Origin of the sequence: Novosphingobium sp. AAP1 (assembly GCF_001295765.1) — a bacterium.
Lineage (GTDB): Bacteria > Pseudomonadota > Alphaproteobacteria > Sphingomonadales > Sphingomonadaceae > Novosphingobium > Novosphingobium capsulatum.
This window is the reverse complement of the sequence record NZ_LJHO01000008.1, coordinates 92,110-105,797: the sequence shown is the minus strand read 5'-3', so window position 1 is coordinate 105,797 and position 13,688 is coordinate 92,110. Positions and strand designations below refer to the sequence as shown.

Genomic DNA, 13,688 nt, shown 5'->3' with positions numbered 1-13,688 from the left:
CCTCCCCCACACCGTGGGGGAGGTGGCAGCCCGCAGGGCTGTCGGAGGGGGCATGTTGGCTTAACATCCCCTCTCCAACCTCTCCCGCCTGCGGGAGGGGCGTTTAGCCGTTTAACGCGCGTGCTTGAGCAGGTCGCGCGGATCGATGCCTTCGGCCTGCCACACGGCATGGGCCTGCTCATAAACCACGCCGGGCACGATCCCCAGGCGTCGCCGCGCTTCTTCCAGCGACAGCGGCAAGAGCGCGACGATCGATTGCTCCATCAGGCGCGGACAGGATTTGCCCCGCCGCCATGCCTCGCGCACCGCGCCCAGCACCGGCGCCCGGCTGTTGAGGCGCAGCTTCATCTGCAGCGCCGCCATCCAGGCGATGAACAGGTGCCCGGGCGCCGGTTGCTGCGGAAAGGTGAAGGCCAGCACGCACGCCTCGCCCAAGGCATCGCGGCCATAGCCGGTCAGCACATGCAGCAGATCGTGCACATCGCGCAGGCGGTTCATGTACCACTGGAAGCGGTCGTTATAACGCGGGCGATCAGCCAGGAAGCGCTCGGCTTCTTCCACCAGCCCTTGCGCGGTCAGGCCCTCGGCCTCCATGAAATCGCAATAGGCCTGGGCCAGCGAGCCAGCCGGCATCCGCCGCAGCGCCGCGTGATCGTCGAGCACCGCCGGCAGCCACGGCTCGGCCAGCGCCAGCGCATGGCCTTTCCGCGTGGCGAGAAACGCAGAGCCTGCCCTGCCCCCGCCACGCCAGGGCAAGGCGGCAAAGATGCCGAACACCTCTGCCGTGTTTTCGGTATTGTGCATCAGTCGGCGGAAATGGCGATAGGCAACCAGCGGGCGCAGGCGCGGCTTTTCCCGCGCCGGGTCAAACAGCGGCAGCGCCGCAAAGTCCCCCGCCCGTTGCTCCATCAGTCGATCACCCAATCCTCGCGCGCGATGCCAAACAGCTGCAGGATCGATGTCAGGTCACCCCGGTCGATCCAGCCATCTGCGGCCTGCCGCGCCTTGGGCTTGGCATAATAGGCAATGCCGTGGGTGGCGGCCGCGATCATCGGAATATCGTTAGCGCCATCGCCGGTTGCAAGGCTGGCAGTCGCCGGGCCGAGCCGGTCCATCTCCTCGAGCAGCACGGTCTTCTTCACCCCGCTATCGACGATCCCGCCAACCAGCGCGCCGGTAAGGCGCCCGTCGGCGATCTCCAGGCGGTTGCCTACTACGCGGTCAAAGCCGAGTTGCGCTGCCACCGGATCGGCAAACGAATGGAAGCCGCCAGTGACCAGTACGGTGTGGCAGCCGCGCGATTTGAGCGTGGAAACAAGCGTGCGTGCACCGGGCATCGGGCGGATGCGTTCGTCGAGGCACTGCGTGATGGCGGTTTCCGGCAAGTCCTTGAGCAGTCCGACACGCTCGCGCAGGGCGGATTCGAAATCCAGTTCGCCCTGCATGGCGCGTTCGGTGATGGCGGCGATGCGCTCTTTCAAGCCCGCGAAATCGGCGAGTTCATCGATGCATTCGGCACTGATCATGGTCGAATCCATGTCGGACACGAACAGGCGCGGCGTTTCGATCACGCGATCCGACAGCAGGAAATCGCTGGCCGGAAAGCAGGTGTCGAGAATGCCGCGCACCGCGGCGGCATCGCCCGTCGCCACTTCGATTTCCAGGACCGATTCGCAGAAATCGAGCATGCCGGCGCCGGCCACTTCGCCGCCTGCGGCCGTGATCTGCTCCACCGCCCGTGCAAGATTGTCACCAAGCGTCGTCGGGTCTGCTATCAGACGGGCAATGAGCACTGAAACTTCCCTTTCCTGTTCCGGCCAGGACAATCACGCCACCGACAACCGGCCTCGGCTCGCGCTCATTGCAGGGCCAACCGCCAGCGGCAAGAGCGATCTTGCCGTGCGGCTGGCCCTGGCCGAGCAGGCCGCTGGCCGCGCCGCCGTGGTGATCAATGCCGATAGCGCACAGGTCTACGCCGATCTCGCCATCCTCAGCGCCCGCCCTTCACCAGCGGAAATGCAGGGCGTGCCGCACCGCCTGTTCGGCGCGTGGGACGGCGCCCAAGCCTGTTCCGCCGCCGATTGGGCGCAAGCCGCCACGGCAGAAATCGCAGCCGCGCATGCTGCCGGCGCGCTGCCGATCCTAGTGGGCGGCACCGGCCTCTATATCCGCACGCTGCTTGATGGGATTGCCCCTATTCCCGCCATTGATCCCGCCATCCGAGCGGCGGTTCGCGCCCTGCCGGTGAGTGAAGCCTATGCCGCTCTTTCCCGCGAAGATCCGCCGCGCGCCGCGGCGCTCAATCCTGGCGACAGCATCCGCGTGGCGCGCGCGCTGGAAGTGGTGCGCTCCACCGGCCAGCCGCTGGCCTACTGGCAGGCCCGGCGCGAGGGTGGCATTGCCGACAGCGTGGCGCTGCGCCCGCTGGTGCTGCTGCCCGATCGCGCGTGGCTCTATGCCCGCTGCGACCAACGCTTTGCCGCCATGTGGGAACAGGGCGCCCAGGCCGAAGTTGCCGCGCTGCTGGCGCGCCAGCTCGATCCCGATCTGCCGGTGATGCGCGCCATCGGCGTGCCCGAGATCGCGGCCTACCTGCGCGGTGAAATCAGCGCCGAATCCGCCATTGCTGCGGGCAGCCAGGCCACGCGGCGCTATGCCAAGCGGCAGTTCACCTGGGCCAAGCACCAGTTTCCCGGCGATTGGCCACGCGACACGCACGAAAATTGCCTTGACAGAACCCGGATAGCATCTTTATTTCAAAACTAGCGGGTTGACACGAATGTTTGTGTCAATTACCAAGCCGTCAATTGCTTGGCTCTTGCCAAGTGCCCGAGTAGGGAGAGACGGCCCGGCGCAGGCAACTGCAGCCGGGCCGCAATTTTTTAGGATTATGGGCCGTTCGCGCGGCCCGGCAAGCAAGGGAACAAGGTCGTGAAAAGCGAGCGCAGCGGCGCTGAAATCCTGGTCGAAAGCCTGGTCGCCAAGGGCGTCGAATTTGTGTTCGGCTATCCCGGCGGCGCGGTACTTCCGATCTATGATGCGCTGTTCGGCGATGAACGCATCCGCCACATCCTCGTCCGTCACGAAGCCGGCGCGGCCCACGCCGCCGAAGGCTATGCCCGCGCCACGGGCAAGCCCGGTGTCGTGCTGGTCACCTCGGGCCCTGGCGCGACCAATGCCGTCACCGGCATTGCCGACGCGTTTCTCGATTCGATCCCGATGGTCGTCATCACCGGCCAGGTGCCCACGGCGCTGATCGGGTCCGACGCGTTCCAGGAAGCCGATACCGTCGGCATCACGCGCCACTGCACCAAGCACAACTACCTGGTCAAAGACCCGGCCGAGTTGGCGACGATCATCGACGAGGCGTTTCGCATCGCCACCGAAGGCCGCCCCGGCCCGGTCGTGGTCGACATTCCCAAGGACGTGCAGATCGCGTCCACGCGCTGGACCGGCCAGGCGACGCAGATGCGCAATCGCTATGCCCCGCAGGTGGAAGCGCCCAGCGACGCGATTGCGCAGGCCGTGGCCATGCTCGCGACGGCCAAGGCGCCAGTGTTCTATACCGGCGGCGGGGTGATCAACTCCGGCCCGGAAGCCGCACGCCTGCTGCAGGAACTCCAGGCGCTCACCGGCGCGCCGGTGACCTCCACGCTGATGGGCCTTGGCGCGTTCCCGGCTGCGCACAAGGATTGGCTGGGCATGCTGGGCATGCACGGCACCTATGAAGCGAACATGGCGATGAACCGCGCCGATCTGGTCGTGTGCATCGGCGCGCGCTTCGATGATCGCGTCACCGGCCGGCTCGACGCATTTTCGCCCGATAGCCGCAAGATCCACATCGATATCGATCGTGCCTCCATCAACAAGACCGTGCGCGTCGATCTGCCGCTGGTGGGCGATTGCGGCCGCGTGCTGCACCAGATCATCACCGGCTGGCTCGATGCCGGGCACCAGGCGCAGGATCTGACCGAATGGCATGCGCGCATCAACGGCTGGCGCGCGCGCAACAGCCTGGCCTATCCCAAGCGTACCAATGGCGAGATCATGCCCCAGCTGGCGATCGAGCGGCTCTATGAACTGACCAAGGACCGCGAGCCGATCATCAGCACCGAAGTGGGCCAGCATCAGATGTGGGCGGCGCAGCACTTCCACTTCGATCGGCCCAACAAGTGGTTGACCTCGGGTGGCCTGGGCACGATGGGCTATGGCCTGCCGGCGGCGATCGGCGCGCAGGTGGGCTGCCCCGATGCGCTGGTGATCGATATTGCCGGCGATGCCTCCATCCAGATGAATATCCAGGAGTTGGGCACTGCCACGCAGTTCCGCCTGCCGGTCAAGGTCTTCATCCTCAACAACGAATGGATGGGGATGGTCCGCCAGTGGCAGGAATTGACATATGAAAGCCGCTATTCCAGCTCCTATTCCGATGCCCTTCCCGATTTCGTGAAGCTGGCAGAGGCCTATGGCTGGAAGGGCATCCAGATCGACACGCTCGATCAGCTGGACGACGGCATCCGCGCGATGATCGATCATCCCGGCCCGGTGATTGTCGATTGCCGCGTCACCAAGGAAGCCAACTGCTTCCCGATGATCCCCTCGGGCGCAGCGCATACCGACATGATCCTCTACGGCGACGAAGTGGCCGGCACGATGGATGATGAAGCCAAGGCCCTGGTTTGAAGCCCGATTTGAAGATTGATCCGATGATGAAAATCAAAGCAGAGGCGCAGGAGCGCCACGTCCTGACCATCACGGTCGACAACGAGGCGGGCATCCTGGCCAAGATCGCCGGGCTGTTCACTGCGCGCGGCTACAATATCGACAGCCTGACGGTGGCCGACATCACCGACGAGCACGATGTCAGCCGCATCACGATCGTGACGCACGGCCCGCCAGCGGTGATCGACCAGATCCATGCCCAGCTCGAACGCCTGGTGCCGGTGCACAAGGTGACCGACCTGACGGAGGTTGGCCCCTATGTCGCGCGCGAACTGGCGCTGATCAAGGTGGCCGGCAAGGGCGAAAACCGCGTGGAGGCCCTGCGCCTTGCCGAGGTGTTTCGCGCCAACGTGGTCGACACCACCACCTCCAGCTTCATTTTCGAACTGACCGGCGCGCCCGACAAGATCGATACCTTCGTCAGCCTGATGAAGGAACTGGGCCTTGTCGAAGTGGGCCGCACCGGCATCGTCGGCATGATCCGCGGCGCCGAGGCCGCCTGACCCTTTTTCCATCGCTGTTTGCACAAACCCTGCGTCCACCACTGCGCTAATTCGGCCTGAGGGATGCCCGTTGCGGCAGGACGACCAACCAAGGACGAGTACCATGAAGGTTTACTACGACGCCGATTGCGATCTCAATCTGATCACCGGCAAGAAGATCGCCATCCTGGGCTATGGCAGCCAGGGCCATGCCCACGCGCAGAACCTGCGCGATTCGGGCATCAAGGAAGTGGCCATTGCCCTGCGTCCCGGTTCGGCCAGCGCCGCCAAGGCCGAAGCCGCCGGCTTCAAGGTTCTGCCCAACGCCGAAGCCGCCGCCTGGGCCGACATCCTGATGATCCTGGCGCCCGACGAGCACCAGGCTGCCATCTATGCCGACGACATCCACGCCAACCTGCGCCCCGGCGCGGCGCTGGCCTTTGCCCATGGCCTCAACGTGCACTTCGGCCTGATCGAACCACGCGCCGACGTGGACGTGATCATGGTTGCGCCCAAGGGCCCGGGCCACACCGTGCGCGGTGAATACGTCAAGGGCGGCGGCGTGCCGTGCCTGGTGGCCATCCACCAGAACGCCACCGGCAATGCCCACGACATCGCCCTGGCCTATGCCTCGGGCGTGGGCGGTGGCCGTTCGGGCATCATCGAAACCAACTTCAAGGAAGAGTGCGAAACCGACCTCTTCGGCGAACAGGCCGTGCTGTGCGGCGGCGTGACCCACCTGATCCAGGCCGGTTTCGAAACGCTGGTCGAAGCCGGCTATGCCCCGGAAATGGCCTATTTCGAATGCCTCCACGAAACCAAGCTGATCGTCGACCTGCTCTATGAAGGCGGCATCGCCAACATGCGCTACTCGATCTCGAACACCGCCGAATATGGTGACATCGTCACCGGTCCGCGCATCATCACCGCCGAAACCAAGGCGGAAATGAAGCGCGTTCTGGCCGACATCCAGTCGGGCCGTTTCGTCAAGAACTTCGTGCTCGACAACCGCGCTGGCCAGCCCGAACTCAAGGCTGCGCGCAAGGCCGCTGCCGCGCACCCGATCGAAAAGACCGGCGCCCAGCTGCGCGCGATGATGCCCTGGATCGGCGCCAACAAGCTGGTCGACCAGTCCAAGAACTGATCGCGCAAAGACCTGCGCCACCGCGCCTTGCCCTGGCAAGTGCGGTGGCCTGGCCTTCCGGCAAAGGGGCCGGCCCGTTCGGCGGGCTGGCCCTTTTTCGTGCGCCCCCTCGCTCTACCGAGCGGTCCACCGGCTCGACGAACTGCATGGCAAAATCGTAAAAATGCATTCATAGCCATTTTGGACCTATTGGTTCACCCATCGCTTTCCAGTCCTGCCCACCACCAGAAACTGATCGAGTCGCCGATGCCTTCGCTGCCCCATCTTGCCTCGGCCTGTGCCGCGCTATGCCTGCTCGGGGCGTGCCAGGCCCCGGTGCCAAAGCCCACGCCGACGCCCGATGGCGCCGGAGTGCCGGTGGCGCCTCCCGCCACTACAGGCCCAGTGGCAGATGCCTCCGACAGCAGCGATGCAGCGGTCGATCCCGATACCCTGCCCGCGATCAATTGCGGCGAAGGCCGCATGGCCAAGCTGATGAACATGCCGGAATCCGAAGAAGCCCATGCCGCCGTGATTGCGGCCGTGGGCCATCGCCACATCCGCTGGGTCCATCCCGGCGATGCCGTGACGATGGATTACCAGCCCGGCCGGCTCAACGTCATCGTCGACGAACACGGCCAGATCGCCGCCACCCGCTGCGGCTGATCGCCCGCCCCTGCAACAGGGACCATAGCCGCTTTGCTCGCTTGCCACTCGCCCATGCGTTTGGCACCTTTCCCTCTGGGCGACGGCGTGCCTGGCTGCGCAACGGCCGCGCCCAAGGGAGACATCACATGATCACCGTTCGTACCGCGTTCACGCTGGCCGCCCCACTGGCCCTGGCCCTGGCCGCCACGCCGATGATTGCCCAGGCCCCTGCCGTTCCCGGCCAGCCGGACAAGGCCCGCGTCACGGCCGGCAACTATGCCGCCGATCCCAATCATTCGCTCGTGGCCTGGAGTGTCAACCACCTCGGCTTCAACGATTATTTCGGGCTGTTTGGTGATGTTTCGGCCAAGCTCACGCTCGATCCAGCCAATCTTTCCGCTGCCAAGGTGACCGCGACTATCCCCGTCAGCAAGGTGCTCACCGCCAATGCCGGTCTCAACGCGCACCTGCTGCGCCCCGGCACCGAGGGCAAGAAGCCCGATTTCTTTGGCCCCAATCCGGCCGATGCCACCTTCACATCCACCAGTGTGACACCTGGCGCCGATGGCACCAGCGCCACCATCGCAGGCAATCTCACGCTCAATGGCGTGACCAAGCCGGTTTCCATCGCCGCCAGGTTCATCGGCGCCGGCAAAGGCTGGGGCAAGGAAACAGTCGGTTTTGAAGGGACCACCACGCTCAAGCGTTCAGACTTTGGCGTGAATGGCGCGCTGCCGCTGGTGTCTGACGAGGTAAAACTCAACATCACCATCGCGTTCGAAAAGACCGCCTGACCTCTGCCTGACTGACCAGCAACCCCGCAACGGCATGCCGCTGCGGGGTTTGTTGCGCCCGGCATTTGATCTGGACAAAGCTGGCGCAAGGCACCATAGGCATGGCCGATGATCGCCGCGCTGAACCTTACCCTGCGACTTACACGCCCTTGGGCGTGAGCTGACGCGTCGGTTTTGCGGCGCACACGGCGCCCAAGGGTCATCCCCTCGCACCAGACGCATCATTTTCATTTTAAGGTTCAGCCATCATGGCCATGCTGAAGAATCCCGGCATCAAGTATCGTCCGTTTCCGCAGGTGGATCTGCCCGATCGCCAGTGGCCCTCGCGCACCATCACCAAGGCCCCGCGCTGGCTCTCGACCGACATGCGCGATGGCAACCAGTCGCTGATCGATCCGATGGACGCCGACAAGAAGGCGCGCTTCTTCGATCTGCTGTGCAAGGTTGGCCTGAAAGAAATCGAAGTCGGCTTCCCCAGCGCGGGTGCCACCGAATATGATTTCATCCGCGCCCTGGTGGACGAAGGCCGTATCCCCGAAGACGTCGTCGTGCAGGTGCTGACGCAATCGCGCGAAGACCTGATCAAGACCTCGTTCGAAAGCCTGGCCGGCGCCAAGCAGGCCATCGTCCACGTCTACAACGCGGTATCGCCGCTGTGGCGCACGGTGGTGTTCGGCATGGAACAGAGCGAAATCAAGGAAATCGCCCGCCGTGGGGCGACGTTCCTGCGTGACCAGGCGGCCCGCTTCCCGCAGACCGACTGGCGTTTCGAATATAGCCCGGAAACCTTCTCCACCGCCGAACTCGATTTCAGCATCGCCTGCTGTGAAGCGGTGATGGACGTGCTGCAGCCCACGGTGGAAAAGCCCATCATCCTCAACCTGCCGGCCACGGTGGAAGCCTCCACTGCCAATATCTATGCCGACCAGATCGAGTATTTCTGCCGCAACCTGCCCGGCCGCGATCGCGCCGTGATCAGCCTGCACACCCACAACGACCGTGGCACTGGCGTGGCCGCGGCGGAACTGGGCCTGATGGCCGGGGCCGATCGCGTCGAAGGCTGCCTGTTCGGCAATGGTGAGCGCACCGGCAACTGCTGCCTGGTCACCGTGGGCCTCAACCTCTACACGCAAGGGGTAGACCCGGAACTGGACTTCTCGAACATCGATGAAGTGATCCAGACCGTGGAATACTGCAACCAGCTGCCCGTGCATCCGCGCCACCCCTATGGCGGCGAACTGGTCTTCACCGCGTTTTCCGGCAGCCACCAGGACGCCATCAAGAAGGGCTTCGCCGCGCAGGAAAAGCGCAACGACGAACTCTGGGCCGTCCCCTATCTGCCGATAGATCCGGCCGATCTGGGGCGCAGCTACGAAGCGGTGATCCGCGTCAATTCGCAAAGCGGCAAGGGCGGTTTTGCCTGGGTGCTGGAACAGGACCAGGGCCTCAAGCTGCCCAAGAAGATGCAGGCGCACTTCTCGCGCCACGTGCAGGAACTGGCCGACGAACTGGGCCGCGAACTGCAGGCCGGCGATATCTGGGGCGTGTTCCGCAAGGTCTATCGCCTCGATGCACCGCAGCATTTCCAGCTGGTCGATTATGATGAGCAGCGCGGCACCGACGGCACCCGCGTGTTTGCCGGCAAGATCGAGATCGATGGCCAGGTGCAGTCGGTCAGCGGGCGCGGCAATGGCCTGATCTCGTCGGTCGTTGCCACCCTGGCCGAAGGGTTCGGCGTTCGCCTGGAAGTGCGCGACTATTCCGAACATGCCATGGGCAGCGGCACCAACGCGCGCGCTGCCGCCTATGTTGAATGCGTATTGGCCGATGGCCGCGTGGTATGGGGCGTGGGTATCGACGAAGACGTTGCCACTGCCAGCGTGCGCGCTATCCTTTCGGCAGCCAACGCCGGCCGCTGATCGCCGCCACCATCACACGCATCATGCAAGGGCCCTGGAGCATCCGCTCCGGGGCCTTTTTGCGTTCAGGCCTCGGTATCGGCCCACAGCATGTCGGCCATGGCATCGAGATGGCTGAAATCCACCGCCGGATCGCGGCGGTTGAGCGGCATCCCGCCCCAGCGCCGTGGATCGAGCAGGCGGCGGCGCAGGGCACGCTGCAACAGGTCGAGCCGCATCAGCGCTTCGCGATCGGCGGCCATGTCGTTGGCGCCGCGCCGCCGCTGCCAGCCGGCCTCGATCTGGCCGATCCGTTCCAGCACCAGTTGGTTGTATTGCCGATGCGGGCCGCGATGCAGCGGCATCAGCACGCGTTGCGCGGCCGCCTCGGTTGCCGGCAGCAGCAGACCATTGCGGCGGAAATCGTGAAAGCCCACCTCGGCTTCGCCCAATCGGCCCAGCATGACATTCAAACCGGCGCGCGTCAGAACCTGGCAGGGCAGGATATGGTGCCGCTGCATATGCGCCTGATATCCCGGAGAGCCGACGACGTTGACGCAATGAAACGGAATCGCCCGGCGCGCGGCGAACCGCCATTTGCGAGACGAATCAGGAACACGTTTCGTTAGGCCCATCGTGCCGAAATGATACAGTCTTCCCCTGGTTCTAACCAGAGCGTGCCGGCGCCGGGCAGCTCAACCGCCTGCGCCTGCGCAATGTGGCCATGGGCGATCAACCAGTCTGTCAGGCGCACGGCGGCGCGCGCATGCTGTTCTCCCGGCCGCTCGCCCCCGGTGTGCAAAGCAAACTCCTGCCCGATGAAAAAGGTCAGGCCGATGCTGGTCACGCGATCATCTCCGCGCTTCAGGCCGGCCAGGGCCATGGCCGGAAACGGCCCGCCATTCAGCCACGGGCGCACGGCGTCGACGAACCAGCGCGGCGAAACAAGGTTGCCAGCCGGCAACCAGCCGATCGCCGCCAAGCCCGGCAAAGTCGCCAGCACCAGCAACAGGCTGGCCGCCACCTGCACCACCGGCAAGAGGCTTTCCGCCCCGGCCAAGTGCGGCCCCGGCGCCAGCAGCAGCGCTTCATAGGTGCTCGGGTCAAAATCCGCAGGCAGGCCCACACGCAGGTTCGCAAGCGCTGTTGCCGTCCCCTCTTTTGGCGCCAAACCAGTCAGGTCGAACGTCAAACCATCGCGCAGCAGTTCCACCCAACGCGCTGCACCGCCCGGGCGATGGCTCACGGCAAAGGCGTGCTCGGCCTGGGCCAACCCGGCCAGGGCATCGGCATCAGGGCGCGTGCCGGGGGCGAACAACAGCGTCGCCACGGCGCGCCCCCCCGCACTTTCCTGACCATCAGCCACCGCTTACGCTCCTGTCGTTGGACAAACCCTTGCGCCGCAATCCATTGCGGCGATCTACAGGGCCTGCACCCGATACCGTCGAAATTTCGTCAACACCCCGGCGCGACATGCTCAAAAAGCGCCCATTTCCAAACCCGACGCTAGCAACTGCCCCAGTTCGCGACATTTTTGCAATGCAGTATGCGGCAGGGCCTTGGGCGCCAAGATCGAATCGGGCCGATCCGCACCCGTTAGAATGATGCAGGGCGGCGCAACGCGGCGCAAACGCCATCCGGTCACGATCCGGTCGATCTGCGCCTGCGCTCCCTGCCCCGCCGTTCCTGCTGCGATGGCCGTGGCATAGGCCCGCCCCGCGATCTGCTCCAGCAGGGGGTAATAGCAGCGGTCGAAGAACGCCTTCATCTCGCCGCTCATGCTGCCAAGGTTTTCCGGGCAGACGAACAGGAAACCTTGCGCTGCAATGCATTGCGCGGGGTTAATCTGCTCGGCCGGCAACAGCTGCGCCGGCGCGCCGGCCTGTGCTGCGCCTTGCGCAGCGGCCTGTGCCATGGCCTGTGCCGCGCCGGTGCGGCTGTGCCAGATGATTGCCAGCATGCCCCCTGTCCTTTTCACCACCGCCGCCCCCGCAGCGTTTGTCATCCCCGGCACAAGCGCCGATCCATTGGTGTCAAATCGGACATGAACGCAGCTTTGCCAAATCGGTTTCCTGGCGATGTATCTGCCCGTGCGGTTTGCCCATGGGGCGGCAATCGGCTACCGCGCAACAATGATCCCGGTCACTGCGATTACCCATTCCCTTTCCGGCCTCGCCTGGCGTTGGCGTGGCGGCAACATGGACCTTTCCGGCCGTTTCGGCCGCGCCGGCGGTGGCGATGATGGCCTCAGCAATGATCTGGTGGATCAGTTGCTGCTCTCGCGTGGGGTGCCGCACGATGATCTTGAGCGGCACCGCCGCCCCACCTTGCGTGATTTCCTGCCCGATCCCGCCATTTTCCGCGACATGGAGGTGGCCGCACGCCGCCTTGCCGAAGGCGTGGTGCGCGGCGAGCGCATCACCGTCTATGGCGATTACGACGTGGATGGCGCCACCAGCGCCGCACTGCTGCTGCGCCTGCTGCGCGCACTCGGCGTGGAAGGCCAAGCCTATATTCCCGATCGCCTGCTCGAAGGCTATGGCCCCTCGGGCGAGGCGCTGGTCCGGCTTGGCCGCGAAGGCAGCCAGTTGATCGTCACCGTCGATTGCGGCGCCATGGCGCACGATGCGCTGGGCCAGGCCGCGGCCGCAGGAATCGACGTGATCGTGGTGGATCACCACAAGTGCGCGCCTGATCTTCCCCCTGCCGTGGCCCTGGTCAACCCCAATCGCCTGGACGAGGATGACGAGGCCGCCGCGCATGGTCATCTTGCCGCCGTGGGCGTGGCCTTCCTGCTTGCCGTGGCGACAGTGCGGGTGTTGCGCGCGCGGGGATGGTTCGAAAGCCGCCCGGCGCCCGATCTCATGGGCCTGCTCGATCTGGTTGCGCTGGGCACCGTGGCCGATGTGGCGCAGCTCAAGGGCCTTAACCGCGCGCTGGTGGCGCAGGGGCTGAAAGTCATGGCCAAGCGCGCCAATATCGGCCTTTCCGCGCTGATCGATGCCAGCCGCATCACCCGTGCGCCAACTGCCAGCGACATGGGCTTTGCCCTGGGGCCACGCATCAATGCCGCTGGGCGCATCGGCGATTCCTCGCTCGGCGTGCGGCTGCTGACGACGCAAGACCCTGACGAGGCCAAGGACATCGCCACGCGCCTCTCGGCCCTCAATGACGAGCGCCGCGCGATCGAACAGGCCGTGCAGGAAGCCGCCGAAGCGCAAGTGGAAGCACAGCACAATCGCGCCGTAGTGGTAGTGTCCGGCCTGGGCTGGCATCCCGGCGTGATCGGCATCGTTGCCGGCCGCATCAAGGAAAAGACCGGCAAGCCCACGCTGGTCATCGCGCTCGACGATGGCGAACAGGCCGAAGTTGATGGCGCTGGCATGGGCAAGGGTTCGGGCCGCTCCATCCCCGGTGTCGATCTGGGCGCAGCGATCATTGCCGCGCGCGAGGCCGGGCTGCTGGTCAAGGGCGGCGGCCATGCCATGGCCTGTGGCCTGACCATCGCGCCCGATCGGGTCGATCCCCTGGCGCAATGGCTGGACGAACGCCTCGGCCGCGACGTGGCCAATGCCCGCGCCGCGCAAAGCCTGGCGCTGGACTTGTCGCTCAGCCCTGGCGGTCTGACCCCCAGCCTGGTCGAAACGCTGGAAGGCGCTGGCCCCTATGGCGTGGGCTGGCCCGGCCCGCGCGTGGCAGTGGGCCCGGTGCGGCTGGTCAAGTGCGATATCGTCGGCAACGATCACGTGCGGGCGATCGTGGCCGGGGCCGATGGCCGATCGTTCAAGGCAATGGCCTTTCGCGCAGCACAAACCGATCTGGGCCAGGCCCTGCTGCACGGCTGCAAGGGCCGCCAGCTATGGCTGGCCGGACGCGCCCGGCTCGACGACTGGGGCAGCCGCCCCGCCGCCGAATTGCATATCGAAGATGCCGCGTTTGCCGATTGAATTTTTTGGGTCTGATTTTTTTGGATCGGCGGGTTGACGCACCGGCCCCAGCCTAATAGAGGCGCGGACCTGCC

General features: G+C 65.3%; 13 protein-coding genes. 8 read left to right on the top strand and 5 right to left on the bottom strand.

The features are described 5' to 3' along the window. Positions 1–111: 111 nt before the first annotated feature. On the bottom strand, positions 112–909 hold the full coding sequence (locus IP65_RS15320; protein ID WP_022675569.1) for a Coq4 family protein: 798 nt from the start codon (positions 907–909) through the stop codon (positions 112–114). Next, the gene (serB, locus tag IP65_RS15315; RefSeq protein WP_028657667.1) at positions 909–1,793 is read right to left on the bottom strand and encodes a phosphoserine phosphatase SerB; all 885 of its coding nucleotides are present in this window, start codon (positions 1,791–1,793) and stop codon (positions 909–911) included. The genes IP65_RS15320 and serB overlap by 1 nt, the downstream gene beginning before the upstream one ends. On the opposite strand from serB, the gene miaA reads away from it, so the two are divergent. From miaA to leuA, 7 genes are all read left to right on the top strand, one after another. Then, positions 1,786–2,766, top strand: a complete 981-nt coding sequence (gene miaA / locus IP65_RS15310) for a tRNA (adenosine(37)-N6)-dimethylallyltransferase MiaA (RefSeq protein WP_022675567.1) — start codon at positions 1,786–1,788, stop codon at positions 2,764–2,766. The two genes, serB and miaA, sit on opposite strands and share 8 nt — an antisense overlap. Positions 2,767–2,931: 165 nt before the next feature. After that, on the top strand, positions 2,932–4,683 hold the full coding sequence (gene ilvB, locus IP65_RS15305; RefSeq protein ID WP_054132238.1) for a biosynthetic-type acetolactate synthase large subunit: 1,752 nt from the start codon (positions 2,932–2,934) through the stop codon (positions 4,681–4,683). A gap of 26 nt (positions 4,684–4,709) precedes the next feature. Beyond that, complete coding sequence (gene ilvN / locus IP65_RS15300; RefSeq protein WP_171792719.1) at positions 4,710–5,225, top strand: acetolactate synthase small subunit; 516 nt, start codon at positions 4,710–4,712, stop codon at positions 5,223–5,225. A 103-nt stretch (positions 5,226–5,328) separates the two neighbouring features. Beyond that, positions 5,329–6,348, top strand: a complete 1,020-nt coding sequence (gene ilvC / locus IP65_RS15295) for a ketol-acid reductoisomerase (RefSeq protein WP_022675564.1) — start codon at positions 5,329–5,331, stop codon at positions 6,346–6,348. Between the two features lie 246 nt (positions 6,349–6,594). Beyond that, complete coding sequence (locus tag IP65_RS15290) at positions 6,595–6,993, top strand: I78 family peptidase inhibitor (protein ID WP_022675563.1); 399 nt, start codon at positions 6,595–6,597, stop codon at positions 6,991–6,993. Between the two features lie 128 nt (positions 6,994–7,121). Beyond that, positions 7,122–7,769, top strand: coding sequence for a YceI family protein (locus tag IP65_RS15285; protein WP_054132237.1), 648 nt, complete (start codon positions 7,122–7,124; stop codon positions 7,767–7,769). Positions 7,770–8,017: 248 nt separating this feature from the next. Continuing rightward, positions 8,018–9,688 carry a 2-isopropylmalate synthase gene (gene leuA, locus IP65_RS15280; RefSeq protein ID WP_022675561.1) on the top strand — a complete coding sequence of 557 codons (1,671 nt, stop codon included), beginning with the start codon at positions 8,018–8,020 and terminating at the stop codon, positions 9,686–9,688. A 65-nt stretch (positions 9,689–9,753) separates the two neighbouring features. On the opposite strand, the gene IP65_RS15275 is transcribed toward leuA, so the two are convergent. From IP65_RS15275 to IP65_RS15265, 3 genes are all read right to left on the bottom strand, one after another. Further along, positions 9,754–10,239, bottom strand: a complete 486-nt coding sequence (locus IP65_RS15275) for an AHH domain-containing protein (protein WP_255352220.1) — start codon at positions 10,237–10,239, stop codon at positions 9,754–9,756. 53 nt (positions 10,240–10,292) lie between these two features. Next, a complete protein-coding gene (locus IP65_RS15270; protein ID WP_156306637.1) occupies positions 10,293–10,880 on the bottom strand; it encodes a hypothetical protein in 588 nt (195 codons plus the stop codon). Positions 10,881–11,144: 264 nt separating this feature from the next. Further along, positions 11,145–11,627, bottom strand: a complete 483-nt coding sequence (locus tag IP65_RS15265; RefSeq protein WP_231627735.1) for an NAD(P)H-dependent oxidoreductase — start codon at positions 11,625–11,627, stop codon at positions 11,145–11,147. A gap of 172 nt (positions 11,628–11,799) precedes the next feature. On the opposite strand from IP65_RS15265, the gene recJ reads away from it, so the two are divergent. Continuing rightward, entirely contained in the window at positions 11,800–13,614 is a 1,815-nt protein-coding gene (gene recJ / locus IP65_RS15260) for a single-stranded-DNA-specific exonuclease RecJ (RefSeq protein ID WP_054132252.1), read from the top strand. The last annotated feature ends 74 nt before the right edge of the window (positions 13,615–13,688 follow it).